The following is a 26,665-nucleotide window of genomic DNA, read 5'->3' on the forward strand; positions in this document are numbered from 1 at the left end:
AAGTCAAAGCGCCTCATATGATATAAAAATAAAAGGAGCGTCAACAACGCTCCTTTTCCCCTTAGCAAAACTCTATATTTGGTTTTTCCGCTGCTGCTTGTGTTAAAAAATCTTTTTTTACAAAAGTTAATTCATCGTATTCCGCTTCAGTAATTTTCCCCTTACTATACAACCTATCCGCTAATTTGATAAAATCTTTTGTGACTTGTACAAGTTCATCTAAACTTAATTCATCATTTTTATACATTTTATCCATATTATTTCCCCCTTACCACAATAACTTTAGCAGCGTTATAGGAATATTGTAACATTTACAGATAATTCCATCAAGTACTTTCTTACAATTTTTGTAACTTTGCAAAACGTGCACTCAATTTCTTTTCTTGACCTTTGTCAAAAGCTATTGTTACAAAGACATCATCTTCTGTATGATCCACATCTTTGATCGTTCCTGTACCAAACATTTTATGCTTAACTTTCTCTCCAATAGTATAAGAATCACTCACTGTAGGTAGATTTTCTATTTTTTTACCTACACCACCTACTGTTGGCTTATAATTAGAAGGTTGATTACCTCCTATTGCATTACGACTAAATGGTGAAAGAGGATTAGTATATGCTGTATTAAGCTTCATTTGACCATTTGTTGACGTTGGTGTGGCTAAACGTGTTGTTGTCCCACTAGCTGATTGCGTGTTAAGTTTACCAGCAAAGTAATCTGCTGCTGAACCACGAGCTGCAACACCTGTGTTTACAGATTGTTTAGTTGCAGGACTCGCCATTGTTTGTGTGTACTGTGGCTTTTGAGCTGGTTTTCTATCTAATGCTGATAAATTAGTAAGTTCTCTTGGTAGTTCTTTAATAAAGCGTGAATTGGTACAACCTTGTGTACGTCCAAATAATGTACGTTGTTGTGCATAGAGCATGTAAAGTTTCTCACGTGCACGTGTGATCCCAACATAGCAAAGGCGACGTTCTTCTTCTACTTTATCTTCACCTTCTGTTAAGCTCATATAGCTTGGGAATAATCCCTCTTCCATCCCTGGCATAAATACAACAGGGAACTCTAATCCTTTTGCACTATGAAGTGTCATCAGTACAATGGAGTTACTATGTTGGTCGTAGTTATCTACATCTGCAACAAGGGCAACATCTTCTAGGAAACCAGCAAGAGATGGCTCTTCTGCAACCTCCATATATGCAGCTGCTTTAGATACAAGTTCTTCAATATTGGCAATACGGTCTTGATAATCTTCACCATCTGTTTGACGTAAGTAATCTCTATAACTTGTCTTTTCAATAATTGTTTCAAGTAAATGAGGGATATTGCCATCTTCTGCAACTTCACGTAGCTCTTCTATTAATGCCACAAAGCCTAACACCTTAAGAGCTGGTCCATTACCTAAGATACTCATCTCTTTAACTAATTTTGTTGCTTCATAGAAGTCCATTCCTTGTACATTGGCATAACGTGTAATCGTTTCAAGACTGCTTGCACCAATACCACGTTTGGGTACATTGATAATACGTTTCATAGAAACATCATCTTTTGTATTGGCTACTGTACGTAAATAAGCAAGCATATCTTTAACTTCTTTACGTTCGTAGAATCGTGTACCACCTAATAATCTATATGGGATACCATTTTTAATCATTTTTTCTTCCATTACACGAGACTGTGCATTGGTTCTATAAAGAATGGCATAATCTTTAAATTCATATTCACCTTGGTCAATACCCCTAACAATAATCTCAGAAACAGCATCTGCCTCACGATATTCATTGTCCATTTGGAGGATGGTAATAGGTTCACCCTTGTCATTTTCAGTCCAAAGGTTCTTTACTTTACGCCCATGATTATGCGCAACCACTTTATTGGCTGCATCTAAAATATTTTGTGTAGAACGATAATTTTGCTCAAGTCGAATTACACTTGCATTATCAAAGTCACGTTCAAAGTCTAAGATGTTGCGGATATCCGCCCCACGCCAACCATAAATAGATTGGTCATCGTCCCCTACTACGCAAAGGTTCTTATATTTTTTAGCAAGCATTTGTACAAGTTGGTATTGAACACCATTAGTATCTTGATACTCATCTACTAAGATATATCTAAATTTATTTTGATAAAACTCTAATACATCTTTATGATCTCTAAAAAGAATACACGTATTAAGCATTAAATCATCAAAGTCCATTGCATCATTTTCTCTAAGCTTCTTTTGATAATGGGCATAGATTTGAGCAATAACTTTATTTCTATAATCTTCTCCAGCTGTTTTTGCATATTCATCTGCTGTAATGAACTGATTTTTTTGATTACTAATTTCTCCAAGCACACCTGATATTGGGTGATTTTTCTCATTTATATTAAGCTGTTTCATAATATCTTTAAGGAGGGCTTTTTGGTCCGAAGTATCATAAATAGTAAAGTATCTACCATATCCAAGACGTTCACTATTACGTCTTAAAATACGTACACACATAGCATGGAATGTACTAATCCACATATCTTTAACCATTTCTTCTCCAATGAGTGCACCAATACGTTCCCTCATCTCAGCTGCTGCTTTATTGGTGAAAGTGATTGCGAGTATTGACCATGGAGATACATCCTTATTTTTAATAAGATGTGCAATACGATGTGTGAGCACCCTTGTCTTTCCTGATCCTGCCCCTGCTAGAACAAGAAGTGGTCCTTCTGTATGCAATACAGCTTCTTTTTGTTTATCATTTAATCCTGCTGTAAAATCCATTATTCTTCCTCCTTCATCCTGTGTACAAAAATAAAACAGCCTATTAAGCTGCTCTACTTTTTGATACGTTCTAAAATTAATTTATATCCATCTGATCCATAACTTAAGCATCTATTCACACGACTTATTGTTGCTGTTGATGCTCCTGTTATCTGTTGAATTTCTGTATAGGTTCTTTTTGCTTCTAGCATCTTTGCAACTTCTAGACGTTGTGCCAAAGATTTAATCTCATTAATTGTACATATATCTTCAAAAAAGGCATAACATTCTTCAATATTTTCTAGTTTCAAAATTGCTTCAAACAAACCATCTGTCATATCATCTTTGAGTTTGTTATTCACTTAAGTCACCCCTTGTCCTATTCTCCTCCTCATTTTAACGTATCAGGAAGGACATTTCAATTCTTTAGCGCAATAAAGTCTAGAATTCGTTCTGGATGCAAGTTGAGAATAAGCTCTTGTGGGAAATCAACCTCTTCAAATAAACGTATACTTTCTTCAAATTCACCTACTGCATAAGCAATATGAGCATCCGTATTTGCCATAACTGGTACATTATATTGCTTACATAAACCAAGTACACTAATAAGATTTTCACGTACCCCTGGTCTAAATCCACCTGGTTTTAAAGATGCATTATTTACTTCTAGTATAGTCCCTGTACGTTTTGCCGCAAGGACTACTGCCTCATGATCAAATGGGTAGCGATCATCCCCTGGATGCCCTAATATTTTTACGAAAGGATTTTCCATTGCACCAATCATTGCACGTGTTACTTCTTCTTTATCACCAAATCTTAAACATGGTGGATGCATACTTGCAATGGTAAAATCTAATCCACCAAGTGTATCTTCTGTTGCATCAATATTTCCATCAAAATCAATGATATTTGCTTCCATTCCTCTAAGGACAGTTACACCATATAATTGTCTTGGAATCGCTTTTAAATTATGAAAGTGGAAATCATGTGCCCCACCTGGTAATCCACTATTATGATCTGTAATAGCAATAATCTTTAGTTCTTTTTCTCCTGCAAATCTTGCTATCTCATCTACAGTACTATAAGCATGTCCACTTGAAACAGTATGAATATGCATATCTGTTAAAAGTTTCATTTAATCACCTTCTTTATTTAGTCTCTTTTTCTTGTCTCTTTTTATCTTACACGCTCAGACTTAATTTGACAAAATGATTTTCACCTTTTTAGCAATAAATTCTTTCCATTTATCATAAACTAACCTTATAATATATTTGTACACAAAAATTTATATTTTTTAAAACATTTACAATGGGGGAATGATGATGCCAAAGATTAAACTGGATATTAAACGTGCACTTTTTATTGTTATAGGTACTTTTTTAATAGCTTTATCTACAAATGCTATTCTTATTCCTAATCATCTATTGAGTGGCGGCGTAAATGGTATTGCAACCTTCTTACATTTCATCTTTAATTGGAATGTCAGTATACTTGTTCTCCTCTTAAATATTCCACTATTTTTATTAGCATTCTTTTTTTTAAAACGTCACTTTCTTGTTTCAAGCCTCTTTGGTATGTTGATGCTTTCCTTTTGGCTACAAGTAACAAAAGATATACAAATTGCTACAACCAATACCCTTAGTATCATACTATTGGGTGGTCTACTCAATGGAGTAGGTAGCGGTATTATCTTTAGAGGAGATGGTTCTACTGGTGGTTCTGATATCGTCGCTAAAATCGTTAATAAAAACTTTTCTTTGAGCATGGCTACTGTCAATATGATTATTAATGCTATCATTATTAGTTGTTCTATTCTCTTCTTCGGATTAGACTTATCTGTATTAACCCTTGCAACCATGTTTGTAGCTAGTAGAATTACCCATTTTGTAGTAGATGGTCTTAATTACAAACGTACATTATTTATTATTACCACCAAAGACCACTACCAACCCATGGCCAATGATATTATGTCTGAACTTCTCCGCGGCGTGACTATCATACCGGCAAAAGGTGCGTACACTAAAGAGGATAAATTTATTCTCTATACTACAATTAGTATTCAAGAAGTAGCCAAAATTAAGCACATCGTTGCTGAACATGACCCAACCGCCTTTGTAACCATAACCCCAACCGCTCAGGTTATTGGAAACGGAAAAGGATTCTTGCCAAATATCTCAGATTAACTCTACAGAGTAGGATAAGTATCCTGCTCTTTTTGCTATAAGTACGTAAAATAAATATTGGGTTAAGTGTGAGGGCATTTAGGCAAGCTTATTGTATTCCAACTTCTAGTCCTCAACTCTTAAGAGAGGCTAATTTCATTTCATCAAACTAACGGTCAAAACTCAGAAAAGAAGTTCACTTTTCTTCAAACATTTCCCTAAAACCAGTTTGATTTCATTCCCTAAGCCTCTCTAAAAAGCCTGCGGAAAAGTTTCCATACAATAACTTACCTTACAACCCATCACATAATAGACCCCTTCCGGTATCAAGGTAGCTAAACTACATAATCTATTTTCTAAACATCCTTCATGTGAAAGTGCCTAATCATTCCTAAGTTGAGATAAAGAGCAAACTATGAAGGAGTATTATCAAGCACTAGGAAGTATTCTCTCTAAAGAAGAGACGTTTGCTCTTCTATCTTCTCTTCGGCATATCATTGGAAGTGAAAACTTACTTCTCTGAGTAGAAAAGAGCGGTGATGCGTGGGTGACCTCCATGTAGCTTTTTTTCGAGGATGGACTTAGAGTGTGTTAACGAATATGAAGGAAGGGGGTTGTGCGAGTGTTTGCTGTGTGCCCCTCAGAGTAAGCGTTAGCGAGTTTTCTCATAGCCTAACTGAATAAGAGTTTACACAGTCTTAGTCCATTTGAGCAAAAGCGAAAGGGAGGTACCCATGTAGTGCCGACCGGACGACCTCACATACTAAAAGTTTTTACTCTATAAAATATTTACTTTAAAAGTTAAAAAGGCTGCCATCATGGCAGCCCTTCCTTCTAGCTTTAATTAACGTACAACTGGTGGGAATCCCACTTTCTTTTGTACTTTTCTAAGTGTTTTTGTTGCAAGATAGTTAGCTGTCTCTGCATTTTTCTTAATGATTCCATCAATATAAGCTTTATCTTTTGAAAGTTCTTCAAAACGTTTGTGAAGAGGACGTAGTTCTTCTACTACAGCTTCCCCTACTCTCATTTTGAAGTCACCATATCCTTTACCTTCAAACTCGTTTTGGATAGCTTCCATAGACATACCTGTTACCGCACTATAGATTGTCATCAAGTTACTAATACCTGGTTTTGCTTCTTGGTCAAAGCGTACCAGAGCATCCGAATCTGTTACTGCACGTTTGAACTTACGGATAATAGTGTCTGGATCATCAATTAATGAGATACTTGCATTATTATCTTCATCTGATTTTGACATTTTCTTTGTTGGATCTTGTAGACTCATAATTTTTGCGCCTACTTTACTAATATATGGTTCTGGAATCTTGAAAGTATCGCTATATAAGTTATTAAAGCGTGCTGCAATATCACGTGCAAGCTCGAGATGTTGTTTTTGGTCTACGCCTACTGGTACAAGGTCTGTTTGGAAAAGTAAAATATCTGCTGCCATAAGTGTTGGATATGTGAAAAGTCCAGAGTTAATATTCTCTGCATGTTTAGAAGACTTTTCTTTAAATTGTGTCATACGGCTAAGCTCACCCATATAAGTATAGCAATTTAAAATCCATGCAAGTTCAGCATGAGCTGGTACATGTGATTGATAATAAATAACGTTTTTTTCTGGATCTAAACCAGCAGCAATATATTGCATTAATAAGTTTCTAGCATTTTTTCTAAGTGTAGCTGGATCTTGTCTTACAGTAATCGCATGCATATCAACTATACAATAAAGACAGTTATATTCATCTTGTAAGTTTGTCCAGTTTTTAAGGGCACCTAAATAGTTCCCAAGTGTAATAACACCTGAAGGCTGCATCCCACTAAAAATGACCTTTTTTTCGTTTTCCATCTATCGCACCTCATTTTTCTATCTTTTTATGAATTAAAGTTATCATATCATATTTTTCTAGAAAGCAAAATGCCTTTCGGTATATAATAACACTAATAGCAACTGAAAGGAGCTTACAACTATGGAGAAAATTCCAAGCTTTACAATTAACCACTTAACATTATTACCAGGTATCTATGTTTCTAGAACAGATGATATGATGGGACATGCTATCACGACTTATGATCTTCGTATGAAAGCACCAAATAGGGAACCTGTTTTAAATACAGCCGAAATCCATACTATGGAGCATTTAGGTGCTACTTTCTTACGCAATCATCATGAGTATGCTAGTGAAGTAATCTACTTTGGTCCTATGGGATGTCGTACTGGTCACTATCTTATTTTAAAAGGTAATCGCCCTTCTAGTGAAATTGCACCTCTTATCACAGAAATGTTTGAGTTTATTGCAAACTATGAAGAAGAAGTTCCAGGTGCAAGTGCTCATGACTGTGGTAACTATTTAGATATGAATTTAGGTATGGCTCGTTATGAAGCTAAAAAATACTTAGAAACACTTCATAACTTAACATCTGAAAACTTGGTCTATCCAACTAACTAAAAAAGTGGTCTAATGACCACTTTTAATCTATAGAATGCTTTTCTGAACACTTACATTTATTATACTTTTCTTGATAAAATGCAACATATTCTTTCATCCCCATATTTTCTAGAGCACTTAAATAACTTTCCCATTCTTTCTCTATATCGTACTCTCCAGAAACCCACCTTATTTTCATCTCTACAACATATCTATTTAAGCTATTATAGATTTTACCCATTCCCATAAAATCAGTCATAAACATAGTCCTACGACAAATATTATCTTCTATCAAATAAGGGCTATACTCTTTATAGTTTAGTTCATGACGTACTAACATTGGATTAAAAATAAACTTACTTTTTTCACTTCTTGGGAATATACCCGGGCATGCTCCTAATGGACTATTCTCCATGCTATATTGCGCATAACTTTTTCCTAAAGGTGGACAGATAAATCTATAATTTCCTCCACTCTTTTCAAATGTAACACCTTCAGCTCCCCATATTAACTCTTGTATATTTTCAGGATTAAAAAACTGATCAATCCAAGCCATAGTAATCTCTGGATAAAGATTACTAGATGTAATCATAAATTGATTTGTTGTAATCTTACTATTTTGTTTTCCCCATAACTGTGTACCACTTGGCCCTTTTAGTGGTGGAATAACTATATATTCATCTCTTCCTCTTTCTTCTCCTACCACAATTGTACTATCTTTAGCAAGAAATGCTCCTACAACAGGTGTTTCTCTCATCCCCTTTGCTACATACTGTTCAATGTCTTGTGTAAAAATTTCCGCATCTAATAGACCTTCTTGATATAACTTCCTTAAATATAGTATTGCTTCCTTATAACCTTCTTGTGCTGGTGTAAATAATACATTTTCATCTTGCACCAGCATCATTCTATCTCCATTAATCACGCCAAATGATCCTATAAATGAATTCATACTGTAATTGTATACCCCATCTATATAGCTAAAGGGTATCTCATCAGCTTTACCATTTCCATTAGGATCTTGTGTTTTAAATGCCTTTAAAACATTATAAAACTCGTCTATCGTTGTTGGTATTTGTAGTCCTAGCTGATCCAACCATACCTTATTAATAAAAAGATAATTTTCTACCAATGCTGAATCCATTTCATTATAAAACGGTAACGTATAAATTTTATTATCTAAAAATGTACAGGCACTTTTTATAAAAGGCTTTTTTTCTAATAATGCTTGAATATTTGGAGCATACTTCTCTATAAGTTCATTTAAAGGAATAATCCTTTCACTTTGTATATATCCTAAAATATCTGTATTCTGCAAATCTCCTCCCATAATAAAATCTGGGACTTCTTCCATCTGTAATATATGTATCTTTTGTAAATCTCTTCTTGCACTATTAATTTGATTAAAATTAACCTCAATACCCATTTTCTTTTTAATGTTATTTAAAACTTCCATTTCATTATAATTGCCTAATCCCACTGGTGAAAATACAACACCATTCAATGTGATTTTACTCTCTTGTATAACCTGCATAGGTTGTATATCTATAGATATTTTATATCCTATACAAATTAAAAGCATACATATTATAAATGTAATAATATTTTTTTTAATATTTTTCATAACTCCCCCCTAATTTATCTTAACCTTTGTCAGATTATTTTTCAATTAATAATATTATAAAATTTTATAATATATTAAAGCATTTATGCTTGTATTTCCTATATATTTAGCTTAAAATGTCGTTGAGGTGAAAAAGTAAATGTCTTCACAACTAAATTTATTTAAAAAATATTTAATATCGTTTTTACTCATCTTTATGATTCCAGTATCATGCATTATAGCCACTTTATTTAGCGTAGGTTATGACATTTTTTCTAAAGAACTTTTTTCTAAAGAAATAACTAATATTGAATTATCTATGAGTCATCTTAATAATGAATTAGATGAATGTCTACTCATTGCTCATCACTTGACGAACAAAGACGAGTTTAAACCCTTTAACTTAAATGAAACCCCCTCTGAAGGTTCGCGATTGATTAATACATTATTTAATTATATTATTTCTAATAAACTTTTGAATGAGGCAGCTGTATACTTTTATAATACTGACTATGTGTATACCAGTAAGAGTAGCTTGTCTGTAGAAAATTTTTATGAGCAATATTCTTCAAGTACTTATAGTCCTAATGCTTTAAAAGAATTAGTCGAAACCAGTACTGACTCTATATTTTTTAATGACTTAAAATATAACGACACGAACTACTTTGCTCTTTTAGTACCTCTTTCTGCCTATTACGAACAAATTGGATGTAGCATCTTTTTATTTGATCAAAATCTTTTGTATGACTCTATCTTTGCTTCGCAAGAAGATAATAGACAATTTTACTTTGTAAATACTTTAGATTTAGAAAACTCATTAGATTCCTTTGATCTTAGCCATATGCCTACACTTAATTACGAAAGTTTAATACGCTCACTAAGTACACTTACTAAAACTGGCGATTCTTTCTCCACACATTCAGATCAATATCTAATTTATGCATCTAAGCCTTCTCTTTCTGCAGATAACTTATTAATTTTAAGTACGGCTTCACACAAAAAAGTCTTTGCACCATTACATACCCTTAATCTGATTATGTTAGTAAGTCTTGTAGGAGCTATACTCTTTAGTTTACTTTGTAGTTATTATATTGTTAAACGTAATTTTGCACCACTTCGTGAAATGAACTATTCACTTACTATGCTAAAACAAGATTACTCTAAATTAGAAAGAGAAGTAACTCAAAGTATTCCTATGCGTCAATATTTCCTATTAAATCAGCTTATTAATGGGAATATCAATAACATTCCTGATTTCATAGAAAACTGTCATTCCTTGAATATGGATTTAACATCCCCATATCATGGCATCATAGTCGTTAAAGCACAAATTAATCACTTTGCATTTGATAAAACTATTATTGATACACTACAAAGTATGCAACAAACTTCATTAAAACAAAGTTATCTCATCCAACATATTTATCCTAATATAGATATCTATTTAGTTGGAACTGAAGGAAATATTAAACTTTCGACAATTGTTCTACCCCAAGCAACATTGTACTTTGGCAGTTTCTCCAGAAGACTTTCTAATATTTCTAAGTCTTATATTAATGCACGTGCTCTTAGTGAACTTGCTACATCTACACCAGAACTCGCTGATTCTATACAAGTTCTTTTTCAAGATTATAAAGCTATTGCATTACAACTTACCACATTTCTACAAGTTGGAGACTATCAAAAAATCCCTGAACTTCTCCTACAAACTATACAATCTCTAGAGGCTACAACACTTCCTTTTTCATTACAAAAGGTTATTTGTATAGAAATTATGATGGCATTTAACAACTACATTTCTAAACAAAAATATTCTATTCCATATGATAAACTAGATTTAGTCTCCTTATTTAAGGTAGAATCCTTCGAAGAACTAAAAGAGATTGTCTTAGAAGTTTCTTCTGAAATGTTAAATCTTATTATAGATTTTCGAAATGATCGTATTCTTGAGCCATCTATTACACTTATTAAAGATTTCATTAAAGAGCATTATGAGGACCCTAATCTATCTACAGAACAAATTGCTTTAGAATTTTCCATACCTACTTCTTATTTAGAAGACTACTTTTATAAACATACTTCACAATCGCTCTTAGATTACATGTATCATTTACGTATTGAAAAATCTAAGGAACTACTGAAGACAACACCATATACGCTTAAAATCATTGCTAATCAAGTAGGGTTTGTGCATATCTCTAGTTTCATTTCTTACTTTAAGGAATACGAGCACTGTACACCAGGGCATTATCGATCAAAATACCATATTTAATTTAATCCATACATCAAAAGAGCGCCATTGGCGCTCTTTTTCTCTAACTATACTGTTCTATAACTTTTTCTAATAAAGTTACCGCTTCATCTACATGCTGCTTTTCTATAATTAGTGGAGGTAAAAATCGTATAACGTTCTCTCCTGCCCCTATAACAAGTAGCCCCTCTTCTATACATTGATTAATAACATGACGTGCTGGTATAGAAAGTTCTATTCCTATCATTAATCCCATTCCACGTACATCTACAACTTCATTTTTACGTTTCTTTAAGCACTCTAACTTTTCCTTTAAGTAGTTACCTATTTCTTGCACGTGCTGTAATAAGTTATTCTCACATAGCTCCCCTATAACAACCTGAGCTGCTGTTGTTGCCATTAAATTCCCACCAAAAGTAGTGCCATGGTCGCCTGGTACAAGTATATCTGCTTTTTCTTTCACAAGTACTGCTCCTATTGGCAATCCCGCTCCTAAACCTTTTGCTGTTGTAATCACATCTGGCTCAATGTCAAACTGACTATATGCAAATAAACTCCCCGTTCTTCCTACACCCGTTTGTACTTCATCTATGATAAGAAGGGCATTATAATCATGACATAGCTTCATCACTTCTTTAAGGTAGCACTTATCAGCTACATGTATACCACTTTCCCCTTGAATCACTTCTAGAATAACCCCGCAAGTATCATGAGTGATTACTTGTTTCAACTGTTGTATGTTGTTATATTCTACATAGTTAAAACCAGGCACCATAGGTTTAAACGGTGCTTGGTATTTCTCTTGTGCGGTGGCAGTCAATGCACCATAAGTACGACCATGGAATCCACCTGTCATAGAAATCATTTGTGTCTTAGTGGGTGATTGACTTACTCCATGTTTTCTTGCTATTTTAATAGCCGCTTCATTGGCCTCTGTACCACTGTTGCAGAAGAATACTTTCTTAAATCCACTATATTTTGCAAGTAGTGCCGCTGTTTCTATTTGGGGCTTTGTATAATAAAGATTAGAAGTGTGCATGAGTTTATGTAATTGACCTTCTAAACTTTTCATAAGCTTTGGATGACTATATCCCAAACTATTCACTGCAATACCACTTCCCATATCTAAATACTTTTTCCCATAATTATCATAGATATAACACCCTTCCCCACGGTCAAGTACCACATCAAAACGGTTATAAGTATGCATCACATGCTGGCTTTCTAAGTCTTTTAGCATCCTACCCCCTCCCCTTCATCATAAAGCATTGTTCCTATTCCTTCGTGGGTGTAGATCTCTAAAATAAGAGAATGTTCAACTCTTCCATCTAAGATATGTACCATCTTAACACCTTTTTCCATTGCCTCAAGACAACAAGTTACTTTAGGGATCATCCCACCTGCTATCGTCCCATCTTCTAAGTATTTATTGGCTTCTGATTTGCTTAAATAAGAAATAAGAGTACTTGGGTCCTCTTTATCTTTTAATACCCCTTCAACATCTGTCAAAAATACTAATTTCTCAGCCTTTAAGGCACCTGCTATAGCTACTGCTGCATAATCTGCATTAATATTATAGGTATTACCTTCATGATCTGTCCCAATAGGTGAGATAACTGGTATGAAGTCTCCTTCAATTAAAGTATTAATAAGCTTTGTATTGATATTTACAATTTCCCCTACATAGCCTAAATCTATATCCTTCTTAATCATTTTTGTTGATTCTATAATCATACCATCCTTACCACTTAGTCCTACAGCACTTCCACCCTGAAGATGAATCATAGAAACAATACGTTTGTTAACCTTACCAGCTAAAACCATTTCTACCACATCTACTGTTTCTTTCGTAGTGACGCGTAAGCCTTCTACAAAAGAAGATTCTATATTCATATCTGCTAATGTCTGATTAATCTCAGGCCCACCCCCATGTACAATTACTGGTTTTAACCCCACTGATTTGAGTATCACCATGTCTTGCACAATTGTATTATTAATCTCAGGATTAAGCATTGCACTCCCACCATATTTGATTACAACAATCTTATCCTTAAATGCTTGAATATAGGGCAATGCTTCACTTAATACTTTTGCTTTTTCTATAATTTGATTGGTCATTTTACTATCCCCTAACTTCTATATTCCCCATTAATCTTTACATAGTCATAGCTTAAATCACAGCCCCATGCTGTTACCTTTTCTACACCCTCACCCATTTCTACAAAAATTTTAATTTCATTCTCTTCTAAAATTCTTTTAGCTTTATGCTCACTAAATTTAATAGGCATACCTTCTTTAAATAGAGTAATACTTCCTACACAACTTTCCAATATCAAAGTCACTTTCTCTTGATCAAAAGGTACCCCTGCATACCCCATGGCTGCAAGTATTCTTCCCCAGTTTGCATCTTCCCCAAAGAACGCTGTCTTAACCAAGCTAGAAGTTAAAATACTTTTCGCTAAGAGTTTACCTGCTTCAAAACTTTTTGCGTTTTGTATTTCTACTTCTAATAATTTAGTTGCACCTTCACCATCTTTGACTATGGAGATAGCGATATACTTAAGCGCTTCAAACAGCATACTCTGAAACTGTTCAAATGCTTCTCCTTCTTGATCTATAATTGGATTACCTGCTTGCCCATTTGCAAGCACAATCACACTATCATTAGTACTTGTATCGCCATCTACCGTAATCATATTAAAGGACAAGTTGACACATTTGCTAAGAGCTTTTTGTAACATGGGTTTTGTAATATTAACATCTGTTGCTATAAAAGCAAGCATTGTTGCCATATTAGGATGGATCATGCCTGAGCCTTTCCCCATGGCTCCTACATGAATGGTATAACCTTCTATTTGTTCTTCTAATGCAATCTCTTTTGCAAATGTATCCGTTGTTAAAATAGCTTCCGCAGCTTCAGTTGCTGCTTTTTTTGTATCTTCAAGTTGTTCTGCTACCTTGCAAATACCTTGTGTAACAATATCCATAGGAAGTGGTACACCTATAACGCCCGTAGAACATACCAATACTTCTTCCTTTTGGATATTTAATGAAGATGCAGTAACCTCTGCCATTGTTTGAGTATCATTATGCCCTGTTGCCCCTGTTACTGCATTAGCATTTCCACTATTAATAACTACTGCATGCACAGTATTTTCTGCACTTAATACTTTTTGATCCCATATAACTGGTGCTGCCTTTACTACATTTTGAGTAAACGCTCCTGCATAAGTACAAGGTGCCTCACTATAAATGATAGCCATATCTTTTTTCTGTTTTTTAATTCCTGTATGTGTGCCAGCAGCTTGAAAGCCTTTTGCTGCTAAAATCCCATTATTATTCAATTTCATAATTCCCCACCTTTTCTTTGACCACTTATGCTGGGAAAAGTGGTACATAATGAATGCCTGTATCTTCTTCTAGACCTAACATAATATTCATGTTTTGTACTGCCTGACTTGCTGCACCCTTCATCATATTATCTAAGGCACTTACAATAATTAAGCGGTTGGTACGCTCATCTACTTTAAAACTAATATCGCAGAAATTAGAACCTTTAACCCATCTTGTTTCTGCTATACTTGTATCTCCAAGCAACCTTACAAATTGCTCTTTTTCATAATATGTATTGTATACTTTATTAACTTCATGGTTTGTTACACCAGGTTTTAAGCTTGCATAAATAGTCGTTAATATGCCTCTATTCATAGGTACAAGATGTGGCGTAAAAGTAAGTGTTACCTTCTTGCCACCAAATGCTTCTAGTTTTTCTTCAATTTCGGGTGTATGCCTATGTGATGTTAATCCATAAGCTTTAATGCTTTCATTACATTCTGTATAATGTGTTCCTATATTAAGTCCTCGCCCTGCTCCTGTAACACCTGACTTGGCATCAATAATAATCGTACTTGTATCAATAAGTCCTTCTTTTATCAGAGGAATTAGACTTAGTAAACTACATGTTACATAACAACCTGGATTTGCAATAAGTCTTGCCCCTTGGATATATTCTCTGTTCCACTCACATAATCCATATATTGCTTCTTCTAATACTTCCTTGCCAAAGTGTTCAACCTTATACCATGTATCATATGCTTCACTGGTAATACGGAAGTCTGCTCCTAAATCAATAACCTTCGTCGTTGCTAGTAGTTCCTTTGTAACCACTTTGCTTGCAATCCCATGAGGTAAAGCAATAAATAATATATCCGCATCTATCTTAGATAAGTCATCTTCTATACAAACCTCATCTACTAAATCTTTAAAATGAGGATAAACCTTGCTATATGGCTCACTTTGATAACTATGAGAAGATAAATGAGTTAGTTTAACACTAGGATGATTATAAAGAAGCCGTACTAACTCTTCTCCTACATATCCTGTTGAACCTAATATTGCTACTTTATACATTTCTAATCTCCTCCTTAGCTCAGTAATCTCTGTAATCAGATTATTCATTTTTCTTAATTTATTAATTATTATACTTTTTAACGTTTAAATATGCAATATATTTTTTAATAAAAATTATATTTAATGAATTTTTATTCATTATGTAGACTAAAAAATGAGGCGGTTAAAACCACCTCATTGATTGTCTGCTATTTCCATGGATTGATAATACATATAGAGTTCATCTAATTCTTCTAAGGTAAAATTCTCTTGGACAAGCTCTTGCAACTTCTTACTATCTTCTTCATCTATGCCATCTTTAATCATATTCCATACTTCGTTTATATTGATGTTTTGTACTTTAGATAAAATCATATTAAGTAATTTTAATTGATCACTTAAAGATAAATTACTAAACATCTTATTTACTATATTTTGATAATCAATGCGCCCATTATTATAGACACCTTCCATTTGATTCACAATATGATCATCTAACATAAGTACATAGGCATCATAAATAGGTACTTGCTCATACTTTTCATCTGTTGGTTGTTCTCTTGTTTCTTCTACTTGCTTACTTATTTCTGCTTTGTCTATAGATTGAGTATTCCCTCCTCCTTCTACTAGTTGATCCACATTTATTGTAGAGCTTACCTCATCTGTAGACTCTTGTTCTATACTTATATCATTTTCTGATTGTATATTATTCTGATTAGGAAACTTGTCATTATCTTGTTGACTTGCTAGCTCTTCTTCTTGTGATAATTGTGATTTACCACTTATATCTTCCGTAACTACTTGGTCACTTACTACTTCTTGTTTCATTTTTTTCCCTGTTAAATTTTCTGTTAAATTAGCTAATTGTTCTTCAGTATAAACCTGTGGCCTCTCTGTCAAAAAATATACAGCAAATAAACCTATTAATAATACAAAGCTAATACTTGCACAAAGGTTCAATAAACGCAATAAACAGTCATTAGTATGCTTCCTCTTCCTCATGATGTAAAAGTTCTCCTTCCAAACTTCTTTACATATTTGTTAGAGTATTTGCCCTAATGACTGCTTATTATTCAATGTTTAAAAACTTATTTATTTATCTACAAAATACTATTGCTCTATTAATTCTGCAAGCACACGGCCATCTGCTCCCGGCATTTCAAATCCAAGAAGTGCAGCACAAGTTGGTGCAATATCTACATTGTGTGCTTTTTCTAATACAGTCCCTGATTTTACTCCAGGTCCGCATAATACTAAGGCTGGTTGAGAACCACGAGTTGGTATATGTCCATGAGTTCCTACACTTGTACGGTAATCTTCATTAGCTACCTTTTTAATAAATGGTGCACTTAACATATAATTAAAGCCTACACCTTCTTCAGCTTCAAGTACAAAGTCAAAGTCTCCATCTAATTTATAAGCTTCTTTTACTTCTTCTGTTGTAAACATTTGATCAATTCTAAAACGGGTTTTGTTTTGTTTTAAGTATTCGGCAACTTCTTGTTTAAGTGTTTCATCATGGTCTCTTACATATATTTGTGCAGATGCTGCAGCTGAATGTGCAAATACTTTCCAGTCTATTACATTTCCTTCTGCATCTACTGTAATCCATCCTTTATCCATAAAGTCACGATTTAAGTTGATGCTTTCATCAATATTCACTTGTCCATGATCTGAACAAATAACAAATATTGTTTCATCATAGATACCTTTTGCTTTAAGTGCATCAAAAGTATAGCCTAACATATCATCTATAAATTTAATGGCTTCTTTAATTTTCTCACTATATACACCATATACATGTCTGTAATGATCAATTAATGTCATATGCATAAAAATAATATTTGGCATTTCTATTTCGATTAGATACTTACTTGCAAGCCCAGAGAATTTATCTGAATCCTTGTATTTTTCCTCTTTCCAAGCATCACTACATATCTCATACATTTTTTCCATAAGCCCTGGTGTAGAATTGGCAATCATAGATGCTTTTTTATCATCAGCCACTTGGTGAATCCCTGCACGTTGAAGATTCCAAGTTACATCTGCCCCTACCATTGTTGGCCAACTATTAATAAGTACTTTAAGTCCATGTTTTTCACATTCTTCTGGAAGGATAGCTGCATGAATTCCATTACGTTCTTCAAACCAATCTCCAAATTTCATAAATGGATTAAATATTTCATTATTTACAACACCATGTTTATCTGGATATGTACCAGAAATCATTGAAGCATGTGCTGTATAAGTCAATGATGGATATACTGTTTGAGAGTTTTTTACGATTGCCCCATTTTGTACAATAGGTCCTAGATTAGGAAGTGTTTTAATATATTCTAAGTCCTCAGAAATCATAGCATCCAATGAAATAACAAGCATTCTTTTAGTCATAGTTTTTCTCCTTCAAGTCATGTTTTAGGTTTGATTAACTTCACCAAACATTTAAATATACCATACTTTTATAGTTTTACACAAGCTAAATGATAATTTTTATTATTTAAACATATTTCAATTAACTTGTTTTTCTTAGCTCTCTATTATATTATGACTAAGAATAGACTGGTTTATGATTACTTTTAACATATTTGATACCTATTTGGTATACACTATGAGACGAACGAGGAGACAATTAAATGACTATATACGAAGCTTTAAAAAATGACACAAACCCAATTATTTTAGATGTACGTGAAAACAGTGAATTCAACGAAGGCCATATTAAAGATGCCCTTCATATTCCACTGAACTCACTTGAAGCCCAAGCTGAAGGTGAAATGACAGATTATGACCAACCAATCTACGTTTACTGTCGTAGTGGTGTACGTAGCAAAGTAGGATGCCATATTCTAAATAGCTTAGGTTATACAAAGACCTATAACTTAGGTGGCATTCTTGACTGGCCTGAGGAAATTGTAAAATAGGTTGATTTTTCTTTTAAAATAGGCAAGACGTATTGCTCATATGCAATACGCCATGCCTATTTTTTGTTTTTATAACTTATTTTACTATTACTCTAAACCTTCTACATCCAAAACTTTTTGTATACAAGTATCTATACTTAAATCATCTTTGCGCATTGGATGTTCTACTTCATGATCTGGTATAGTCTTATGCTCTTCATTACATATCCCTTCTTCACTCGTTCCCATTTCCTTTGTAAACCTTACAACATATCCACTTTTAGGAAGCATTGCCAAAATAGGATCTGAACCAATGCCATCTCCTCCAGTTTTTTCACCAATTAACGTAGCAAGCCCTGAACTTTTTGCAAACATTGCAAGTCCTTCTGCTGATGAGTATACATAATGGTCTACAAGCAAATAAATATTCCCTTGAAATTGTATAGAATCCTCCGCTGGCTTTACTTCTACACAATATTTTTCATAGTAAGTAAAGTCTTCGCTTACCTCTGGAGGAAGTTCCGGCAAGCTTGCAGTATCTAAATCCTTAACTTTTTTAGCATACATTTTAGGCATATGGTTTGCTTGCATATATCGTTGTAAATACACGCCGTCTTTATAGAAAGTATATTCCCAAGATACATATGATTTATCAATAATTTGGGGCAATAAAAAGTCTGACCAATATCTTGTATCACCGCCACCATTTCCTCTGATATCAATAATAAGTGCTTGGTAATCTTTAATGTTTTGTAAATATGCCTGAATAATCTCATAATCAGCTTTGGCATTCCAAGGATTTAGCATCTGGGGAATATGTATATAACCAACTCTTCCTTCTAAAGCATCCTTGGCAATTACCCTAGATTGCTTTATTTTCTCTTGTACTTCTTGCCCTATCTCTTCATCCTGCTCTTCCTTTTCCGCTAATGGTATATTATATCTTCTAAGTGCTAATGGTTTGTTAACTGTATCATAATTGATACCTTGCCAATATCCCTCAACTTTCATATTATGGTAGACTTCTCTCATCCATTCAACTTCTTCCTTGCTAAGTAACTGTGTATGACCGTTATGAAGATCGTCTAGACTATCACTGATAACCTGTGCAAATTCCTTATCATTCCTACTTTCTTTAACTTGCTGCAAATATCGCTCTTTGTTATTTAGCCAATCTACACCATTCATTCTTTTGTTCACTTCTAGATAAGGATAATTTTCCTCTATCGTTTTATAGAGATACTCAAAATCCTCTATCTTTTCTTCCATAGTGAGTGCCTGTAACGGTGTTTCCAAGATTTTATCTCTTTTATTATAGCTTTGCTGCTTATAAATCCCCCCCCCTGCTAGCATGATAAAAACAGCCATACTTATTCCTAACAAAACCTTCTTTGTTCCCCACTTCATCACTTTGTTTCTCCCAACCTTATTATTTTAATAATCATATTATATCATTTTTTTCTATCAATTCAATTTTCTACGCTTATTAACATTTCTAGATGTTCCTTGATTTCCTATTTATTTTATGCTACACTAACTTCAATCTAATACTAGTGTCTTTATGACCGAAGGGAATGAATGTCTCCCTTGGACTTAGTATCCAAAACTGCTCTTACAAGCTGATGACTTCTGCCACAAGCAGGGTTATCAGCTTTTTTTGCGTGATTAAAAGGAGGAATAAAATGATTCTTACAAGCTTAGCATTAATCTTTTTATGTGGTTTACTACTTGGTGGACTAATGAAAAAGTTAGGTTTACCTGACTTACTTGGTATGCTCATAACCGGCATCATACTTGGTCCTTATGCTCTTAACTTACTAGCTCCTAGTATTTTACAACTCTCTGCTGATTTAAGACAAATTGCTTTAGTCATTATTTTACTTCGTGCCGGTCTTTCTCTTGACCTTGAGGCACTCAAAAAGGTAGGGCGTCCTGCACTTTTGATGTGTTTTGTACCTGCTACTCTAGAATTATTAGGTACTCTAATCATAGCACCTACTCTACTTGGAATTTCTTTATTAGATGCAGCTATTCTTGGCACTGTACTTGCTGCTGTTTCACCTGCAGTTATCGTGCCAAGGATGGTAAATCTTATCGAAGAACAACGAGGTACACATCATAGTATTCCTCAACTGATTATGGCTGGCGCTTCTGTAGATGATATTTTTGTCATTGTGTTATTTACCTCATTTACAGGTATTGCAGAAGGTGGACAATTTAGCATAGAAAGTTTCTTAGGTATCCCCCTTGCCATTCTACTTGGAATTGTTGTCGGACTTGTTGTTGGTCTTTTACTTACAAAATGCTTTAAATCTATGCATCTTAGAGATTCTATAAAAGTTATTATTATCTTAAGTATTGCCTTTTTACTTGTTAGTCTGGAAAGTACAATTAAAGCAACTATTCCCTTTTCAGGCCTTATTGCTATTATGACTTTAGGTGCTACACTCTATCGTAACTATTGTCCACTCGCTAGTAGGCTCTCTAATAAATTCTCCAAGCTGTGGATTGCCGCCCAACTGATACTCTTTGTTCTTGTTGGTGCGACAGTAGATTTAAGCTATGCACTTAAGTCAACTATCCCAGCCTTATTAGTCATCTCCTTTGCCCTTGTCTTTAGAGCATTGGGTGTATGGCTTGCACTACTTAAGACACCTCTTACTAAGCAAGAGCGTATTTTTTGTATTGTGGCTTATATGCCAAAAGCTACAGTACAGGCCGCTATAGGAAGTATTCCTCTTACAATGGGACTTAGTTGTGGACCTATTGTACTTACTATTTCCGTTATTGCAATAGTACTTACAGCACCTCTTGGAGCCTTTGGTATAGACTATTTATCTCACCGCCTTTTACCTATTGAATAATAGCTATAAAACCACTTATATAACTGACAAAAGGCTATAAAACGAGAACAAAATTCGTTTTATAGCCTTTTATATCTAACTTCTACCTCTTACCAACACATTTTGTTAGCTGTCATACTTTTTTGTGCCTCATTATACTGCATCATTTCCCCCGCACCTTCTTGTCTATAAGGTGTTTTAGGCAATCTCACTTCTTCTAATTCTACAATATGGTCTAATTGACCTTCTATATAGCTATTCACGATACGCTTTGTTGTACGAAGCCTTTGAAGCATCCCACCTATTCTTAAATCTAATACTTCATAACCAATACTTTTATTCGTCATTTGCCATTCATTAAAACGCTTTTCTCCAAATACTTCTAAGACATCAATTAATGGCTCAACTTGTCTACTAATAATTTCTTTTAATTTTATCTTATCCTGTACTTGATAAGCATCTAATAGATTTACACCTAAATTCCACTTTAATTTTAATACCTTGGCAAATGCAGCATACATTTCGTCTACTTTTTTATAAAGTATATTGGATTCATTATCAGCTTCTTTCTCAAAATAATTTTGTAGCTCTTGGTAATATGAAGTTAAATCTTCTTGGATAGCTCTTGTATGATAGACAAACATGCTGCAAAGTGGGTCTTCGTAAAACATATATTTACTTGGATTTACTGTAGCAGATGGGTCACTGACCTCTGGTAAAATATCAAAGGCTTCTTGTTTCATAAAGTTTTCATAGCTTAATCCACTACAAAATGCTAATCTTTTCTTAAAGTCTTCTAAATCTACCGTCTCTTGATAACCATGTTCTGCAAAAAGCACTGTTCCAAATAAGCAAGTGCTAAGAGGTGCCTCACTTCCCTCATCTCCCCATGCTGTAGCTAAAACTTCTTTTACACCTGCTTTTTTACAAGCCATCAGTGCAGCATTAGTGGATACATAGGTTTTAGTATGATGCGGTGCATACCCAATCCAACGCCATGCCCCTCCAGCAAACATTACCTTTCTATCTAATTCTGTTCTCCTATTAAGATTATATGTATAATGCGCTTCACTATTGTTGTAGTAATCCCAATACATTAGATCTACTTCTTTAGGGATATTTCCTGCGTCATCTAATGATCCATGATTAAAGAACATATCATCCCAAATCATAGGCTGTAGCCCATAACGATTACAAATCTTTAATATATCCTCAAGATGCTTATTCATGATGGTAGACTTACTTTCAAGTCCATGTTTATCTGCATATCTTCCTCTCCCTAGATTAAAAGCTTCATCCATTCCTATATGTATACGTTTACTTGTAAAGGTATCTGAAAGTTGTCTAAGCATGTTATCTAAAAATCTTTTAACCTCTTCATTACCTACGCATAAAATATTATCTATATCTAGATACTTATTTTTAGGCTCATCCCATGCTAAGAAATGTTCTAAATGAGCTAATGTTTGAATACATGGAATAAGTTCTATACCAAACTTGAGAGCATACTGATCAAGTTCTTGTAACTCTTCTTTTGTATAACGTCCTCTCATATAACCAAAATACTGCTCACCTTCTAGCTCATATACATCTTCCATGTAAAGCATCATGACACTATGCCCCATAATAGCAAGACGCTCAATTAGTTCTTTTCCATACGCTATATTGAGAACACCATTTCTTGAACAGTCTACCATCAAACCATTAAAATTAAAATATTGCTTCTCTTCTATTTCAAACTCTTGAACGCCTTCTTGTAGCTTTTGAATAACATACCCTATTGCCCTAAATAAAGTATTTATATTCTTATATTCTATAACAGCATTTTCTCCTGTCACTTTTACTTTCAATCCATCTATAGAAGTTTCTAGGCACTTTAAAATTCTTCCTGTTTCTATTATTTCAAATTCAAATCGTCTTCCTAGTAAACTAAGAGGTTCATTTAAACTTTCCTCTAAACCAACTACATTTAATTGAATCATCGTAAATTCTCCTTCTCTCTAAGTATTCTTTATATACGATTGATAAAATTAAATTTTACTATATTTTTACTATTTTTTCACTATATTTTATTAATAAATTCATCTATCTCAAATAAAGCAACTTAGGTCTTTGATAAAATATATCATTCTACCTATAGTTGAAAATTTCTCAATAAATAAGTTATTCATATCTCAAAAGTAACTGCTATACTTTAATAAGAACCAGCGCTGATTACTTTATAATGAGGAGCAATACTTATGAATATTAAACTAGGTGAAAAAATTAAATATTTACGTAAGAAGAAAAATATTTCTCAAGAGATACTTGCAAATTATCTTGGTATTTCATTTCAAGCAGTCTCTAAATGGGAAAATGGCGCCACTATGCCTGATGTATGTTTAATCCCTGCACTCGCTTCATTCTTTGGTGTATCAACAGATGAACTCTTTGATTTTAATCTCTATGAAATCGAGAACAATGTTAATGACATTGTTATAAAATCAAGTGAATATTATTATTGCGATGCTGAAATGTGTGAAAAAATATTACGTGAAGGATTAAAGAAATATCCTGGTAATGACATCCTACTTAATTGCATCATTGGGGTTATACCTATACCAGAAAGAAGCTCAGAAGTTATAGACATGTGTCAGATATTAATTGAATGTACAAAACATGATGATATTAAATATGATGCATACCGTATTCTGGCAGAAGCATATAAATCTATAGGAGAATACAGTCTTGCTAAAGCAACAATAAATAAGATTCCTGAGCTTTATTTTACTAAGTTAGAAGTTGCTGCTCTATTGCTTGATGGAGAGGATATGTATGAAGCAGCTCATAAACAAAAAAACCTATCTGCAGATTCTCTTATAGAAATGCTTATAAAACTTGCTGATTTCTATAACCAAGCAGGTGAAAAAGAAAAATCAAAAACACAATTACTTATTGTTAAAAAAGTAATCGATGCTTTTAAAGATGATTTCACTGCCGAATTTTTTAAAAGTACTATCTACGAAACTAGAAAAGACTTCCTAAAAGATATTGAAACAAAGATAGACTTATTGAATTAACCTTGGGTAAAAGGAGCAACTTCATTTTAAATGAAATTGTTCCTTCTACGATTAACTATTAGTTTAGATATGTATAGATGTTACTTCTTTTTGCATCTGCATAGTTCAATAGCTTCTTGTGCCATATAGTAAACATCCTTTAATAAGTGATCTTTAATTTCTTTTAATTCTTTTTCCGAATACCACCTTAAATTAAGAGATTCATCCTCTTGTGGTCTTAACTCATCAGTCATACTTGTAGCATAAAATACAAAGTCTATATGTTCATGTCCCTTCTCAATCTCACCCCATATGGTGTGTATAGGATTAATCAATACCTTTTCTCTCTCATTATCTATATTTTTATCCTTTAAGCTATCTATGTCATATAATTCTATTTCAATTCCGGTCTCCTCTAAAGCCTCTCTTTTAGCAGTTTCCTCAGGTAATTCGTTTAACTCTATATGACCTCCAACAGGTAATAATATTTGGGCTTTTTTGTGCTTATGAAGTAAAACTCTATTATTATTTACAACATAAATAGATACTGTAAAGTGTCTATTCATACTTTCATATTCCCCTCTCTCAACCTATAAAATTTCTCACCAAATAAAAATATTATAAACTAATATAATCCTTTTATCATTATTTCATTAATTTCAGGAACTTTTTTATAAGAATATGCGTCTAAATTATCATATATAGGGAGGTCTAGAGATGAAAAAACTATTATTAATTGTAATATGTATAATCACCTTGTCTCTTCTTGGCTGTAGCAAAAATACCCATCCCCCTCTTCCTACACTTCAACTCACATATAACGATCAGCAAATTCCAATTACTCAAGGTGGTTATCATTGGACTTATCAAACTGGCTTATTGACAAGTGAGAGCGTTGTTGCTGATGCTGCTAGCCCTAGCCAAATTGCCCTTAAAATGGGTGGAACTATGATCACTCCATCAGCTAATATCTCTTTAAATTTTTCAACTATACCAACTGATGTAAAGATTTACTCTTGGGTTGCTGAGTCTTCTACCCTTTATTCCACATCTACTGATAGTTTTGGCCTACCTTCTGAAGAGGGTACATATATCTTCGAGATTATCGGTACTTGGCCTGAAGGCTCTGTCTCTTATACCACTAAACTTATTGTAAAGCCATAATAGAAGCACCATTAATGTTAGATCAACCAACATTAATGGTGCTTCTATTTAATCTTCTTACATCATTTTTATATATCGTACAAGCTTTGCTTCAAACTCCCTTAAATCTAAGTTCCGCCCTACTCTTAGACTTTCTCTTTCTTGTACAAATAAAATCATAAGAGGGAGAGCATATACTTCAAAACTTGTTGCCACTTCAGGATATTTTTCACCATTAACTTCTATTGCCTTTATCTTTGGATATTTAGCAAGAATATTCTCTACTTTCTCCTTAATCACTTCACAAGCACCACAAGCACTTCCTGTAAAGTAGACAACCACTAAGTCATGTGCTTTAATCTGTTCTTTTACTTCCTCTTGGTTTGTTATAGATTGCATATCATCTCTCCTCCTACGCCTATTTCTATTTACTTCATCTATCTTTATTGTTTATTTAAGTACTTTATAAATGTATCTCTTTGTTCATATACTTTATTTTTACTTAGTTCTCTACATAGGTTAAAATATATTGTTTAATAATATCCCATTTTTTTATTTTATCCTCAAATAATGTATTATATCCAAATTTCTTTATTTCATAATTAAAAATAACCTGCATCTCTATGAAAGCAAATAAATATTTACTCGTAAAGTCATAAAATGTTCTATTATATTATTTTTCAAAAATAATATCACCTTTTTGTGCAACCACTATTCCATTTTTGTTCCTATACTGCGAATATATTAAAATAGTTATTATACTCATTTCATCAGCAATATGTACAATTAACAACTTATCTTTTTATAAATATCTTACAATCCTCTATTCTTCCATCAAAAAATGTGACGGATTCTATCTTCTCATTTGTATATATAGGTTAGAGGTTAAAACAATGCTAACTCTTCTTTCTAAAGTATGACCTTTTTACCTCTTAAAAGTTTTTATATAATGCAAAGATGGGCTACTAAGAACTCATCCTAGGCTGTTCTTTATAGCATTTCTTTATCTAAGAAAAGTTTTATATTTCTAGGTCCCCCTCTTACCTAAAATGTATATTATTTTTCTTAGGATTGAATTTCTGTTAGCTGTGGCAAACTTCAGAAATTCATTGCATTATCCATATGCCTCACTCTTTTTTAGCTAAACTTAAGCTTCTTTTAGAATTTCA

Annotated in this window: 23 protein-coding genes and 1 riboswitch; of the genes, 7 read left to right on the forward strand and 16 right to left on the reverse strand. The window is 33.5% G+C overall.

Annotation, left to right across the window (positions count from 1 at the left end; translation table 11 throughout):
- Positions 1-61: 61 nt before the first annotated feature.
- The 4 genes from PBV87_RS01775 to PBV87_RS01790 form a co-directional block, all read right to left on the reverse strand.
- Positions 62-256, reverse strand: coding sequence for a hypothetical protein (locus PBV87_RS01775; protein WP_053984760.1), 195 nt, complete (start codon positions 254-256; stop codon positions 62-64).
- Between the two features lie 82 nt (positions 257-338).
- Positions 339-2,756, reverse strand: coding sequence for a DNA helicase PcrA (gene pcrA / locus PBV87_RS01780; protein WP_271010924.1), 2,418 nt, complete (start codon positions 2,754-2,756; stop codon positions 339-341).
- Between the two features lie 53 nt (positions 2,757-2,809).
- On the reverse strand, positions 2,810-3,097 hold the full coding sequence (locus PBV87_RS01785) for a YerC/YecD family TrpR-related protein (RefSeq protein ID WP_053984762.1): 288 nt from the start codon (positions 3,095-3,097) through the stop codon (positions 2,810-2,812).
- Between the two features lie 56 nt (positions 3,098-3,153).
- Entirely contained in the window at positions 3,154-3,870 is a 717-nt protein-coding gene (locus tag PBV87_RS01790) for a phosphatase (RefSeq protein ID WP_053984763.1), read from the reverse strand.
- A gap of 187 nt (positions 3,871-4,057) precedes the next feature.
- Here PBV87_RS01790 and PBV87_RS01795 point away from each other — a divergent pair, with 187 nt between their 5' ends.
- Complete coding sequence (locus tag PBV87_RS01795; protein ID WP_053984764.1) at positions 4,058-4,918, forward strand: YitT family protein; 861 nt, start codon at positions 4,058-4,060, stop codon at positions 4,916-4,918.
- An 823-nt stretch (positions 4,919-5,741) separates the two neighbouring features.
- On the opposite strand, the gene trpS is transcribed toward PBV87_RS01795, so the two are convergent.
- Positions 5,742-6,749, reverse strand: a complete 1,008-nt coding sequence (trpS, locus tag PBV87_RS01800) for a tryptophan--tRNA ligase (RefSeq protein WP_053984765.1) — start codon at positions 6,747-6,749, stop codon at positions 5,742-5,744.
- A 121-nt stretch (positions 6,750-6,870) separates the two neighbouring features.
- Between trpS and PBV87_RS01805 the strand changes: the two genes are divergently transcribed.
- Positions 6,871-7,350: an S-ribosylhomocysteine lyase gene (locus PBV87_RS01805; RefSeq protein ID WP_053984766.1), complete on the forward strand. Its 480-nt coding sequence runs from the start codon at positions 6,871-6,873 to the stop codon at positions 7,348-7,350.
- Positions 7,351-7,372: 22 nt separating this feature from the next.
- Here the strand turns inward: PBV87_RS01805 and PBV87_RS01810 are convergent, their stop codons facing one another.
- Positions 7,373-8,953, reverse strand: coding sequence for an extracellular solute-binding protein (locus PBV87_RS01810; RefSeq protein ID WP_271010925.1), 1,581 nt, complete (start codon positions 8,951-8,953; stop codon positions 7,373-7,375).
- Positions 8,954-9,149: 196 nt separating this feature from the next.
- Between PBV87_RS01810 and PBV87_RS01815 the strand changes: the two genes are divergently transcribed.
- A complete protein-coding gene (locus PBV87_RS01815; protein WP_198524911.1) occupies positions 9,150-11,204 on the forward strand; it encodes a helix-turn-helix transcriptional regulator in 2,055 nt (684 codons plus the stop codon).
- Positions 11,205-11,247: 43 nt separating this feature from the next.
- Here the strand turns inward: PBV87_RS01815 and PBV87_RS01820 are convergent, their stop codons facing one another.
- The 6 genes from PBV87_RS01820 to PBV87_RS01845 all read right to left on the reverse strand — a co-directional run bounded on the left by PBV87_RS01820 (position 11,248) and on the right by PBV87_RS01845 (position 17,963).
- On the reverse strand, positions 11,248-12,423 hold the full coding sequence (locus PBV87_RS01820; protein ID WP_271010926.1) for an aspartate aminotransferase family protein: 1,176 nt from the start codon (positions 12,421-12,423) through the stop codon (positions 11,248-11,250).
- Positions 12,417-13,301 carry an acetylglutamate kinase gene (gene argB / locus PBV87_RS01825; protein ID WP_271010927.1) on the reverse strand — a complete coding sequence of 295 codons (885 nt, stop codon included), beginning with the start codon at positions 13,299-13,301 and terminating at the stop codon, positions 12,417-12,419. Before argB ends, PBV87_RS01820 begins: the two co-directional genes overlap by 7 nt.
- Before the next feature lie 11 nt (positions 13,302-13,312).
- A complete protein-coding gene (gene argJ, locus PBV87_RS01830; RefSeq protein WP_271010928.1) occupies positions 13,313-14,533 on the reverse strand; it encodes a bifunctional ornithine acetyltransferase/N-acetylglutamate synthase in 1,221 nt (406 codons plus the stop codon).
- Positions 14,534-14,558: 25 nt separating this feature from the next.
- Complete coding sequence (gene argC / locus PBV87_RS01835) at positions 14,559-15,593, reverse strand: N-acetyl-gamma-glutamyl-phosphate reductase (RefSeq protein ID WP_271010929.1); 1,035 nt, start codon at positions 15,591-15,593, stop codon at positions 14,559-14,561.
- A gap of 174 nt (positions 15,594-15,767) precedes the next feature.
- Positions 15,768-16,574 (reverse strand): hypothetical protein, encoded by an 807-nt coding sequence (locus tag PBV87_RS01840; RefSeq protein ID WP_271010930.1) that lies wholly within the window; start codon positions 16,572-16,574, stop codon positions 15,768-15,770.
- A 108-nt stretch (positions 16,575-16,682) separates the two neighbouring features.
- Complete coding sequence (locus PBV87_RS01845) at positions 16,683-17,963, reverse strand: alkaline phosphatase family protein (protein WP_271010931.1); 1,281 nt, start codon at positions 17,961-17,963, stop codon at positions 16,683-16,685.
- A gap of 242 nt (positions 17,964-18,205) precedes the next feature.
- On the opposite strand from PBV87_RS01845, the gene PBV87_RS01850 reads away from it, so the two are divergent.
- On the forward strand, positions 18,206-18,493 hold the full coding sequence (locus PBV87_RS01850) for a rhodanese-like domain-containing protein (RefSeq protein ID WP_053984775.1): 288 nt from the start codon (positions 18,206-18,208) through the stop codon (positions 18,491-18,493).
- 87 nt (positions 18,494-18,580) lie between these two features.
- Here PBV87_RS01850 and PBV87_RS01855 read toward each other — a convergent pair whose 3' ends face one another.
- Positions 18,581-19,879 carry a S41 family peptidase gene (locus tag PBV87_RS01855; protein WP_271010976.1) on the reverse strand — a complete coding sequence of 433 codons (1,299 nt, stop codon included), beginning with the start codon at positions 19,877-19,879 and terminating at the stop codon, positions 18,581-18,583.
- Positions 19,880-20,033: 154 nt separating this feature from the next.
- Positions 20,034-20,111: riboswitch (Fluoride riboswitch) on the forward strand.
- A gap of 46 nt (positions 20,112-20,157) precedes the next feature.
- Here PBV87_RS01855 and PBV87_RS01860 point away from each other — a divergent pair.
- Positions 20,158-21,336 carry a cation:proton antiporter domain-containing protein gene (locus tag PBV87_RS01860; RefSeq protein WP_053986321.1) on the forward strand — a complete coding sequence of 393 codons (1,179 nt, stop codon included), beginning with the start codon at positions 20,158-20,160 and terminating at the stop codon, positions 21,334-21,336.
- 89 nt (positions 21,337-21,425) lie between these two features.
- On the opposite strand, the gene PBV87_RS01865 is transcribed toward PBV87_RS01860, so the two are convergent.
- Complete coding sequence (locus PBV87_RS01865; protein WP_271010932.1) at positions 21,426-23,297, reverse strand: beta-N-acetylhexosaminidase; 1,872 nt, start codon at positions 23,295-23,297, stop codon at positions 21,426-21,428.
- 258 nt (positions 23,298-23,555) lie between these two features.
- Here PBV87_RS01865 and PBV87_RS01870 point away from each other — a divergent pair, with 258 nt between their 5' ends.
- The gene (locus tag PBV87_RS01870; RefSeq protein WP_271010933.1) at positions 23,556-24,374 is read left to right on the forward strand and encodes a helix-turn-helix domain-containing protein; all 819 of its coding nucleotides are present in this window, start codon (positions 23,556-23,558) and stop codon (positions 24,372-24,374) included.
- 80 nt (positions 24,375-24,454) lie between these two features.
- Here PBV87_RS01870 and PBV87_RS01875 read toward each other — a convergent pair whose 3' ends face one another.
- A complete protein-coding gene (locus PBV87_RS01875) occupies positions 24,455-24,919 on the reverse strand; it encodes an NUDIX hydrolase (protein WP_271010934.1) in 465 nt (154 codons plus the stop codon).
- 151 nt (positions 24,920-25,070) lie between these two features.
- Between PBV87_RS01875 and PBV87_RS01880 the strand changes: the two genes are divergently transcribed.
- Positions 25,071-25,517, forward strand: coding sequence for a YajG family lipoprotein (locus PBV87_RS01880; protein ID WP_271010935.1), 447 nt, complete (start codon positions 25,071-25,073; stop codon positions 25,515-25,517).
- Between the two features lie 57 nt (positions 25,518-25,574).
- Here PBV87_RS01880 and PBV87_RS01885 read toward each other — a convergent pair whose 3' ends face one another.
- Positions 25,575-25,895 (reverse strand): thioredoxin family protein, encoded by a 321-nt coding sequence (locus tag PBV87_RS01885; protein ID WP_053984781.1) that lies wholly within the window; start codon positions 25,893-25,895, stop codon positions 25,575-25,577.
- Positions 25,896-26,665: the final 770 nt, after the last annotated feature.

The sequence above is a fragment of the Holtiella tumoricola genome (assembly GCF_027857615.1).
Classification (GTDB): domain Bacteria; phylum Bacillota; class Clostridia; order Lachnospirales; family Cellulosilyticaceae; genus Holtiella; species Holtiella tumoricola.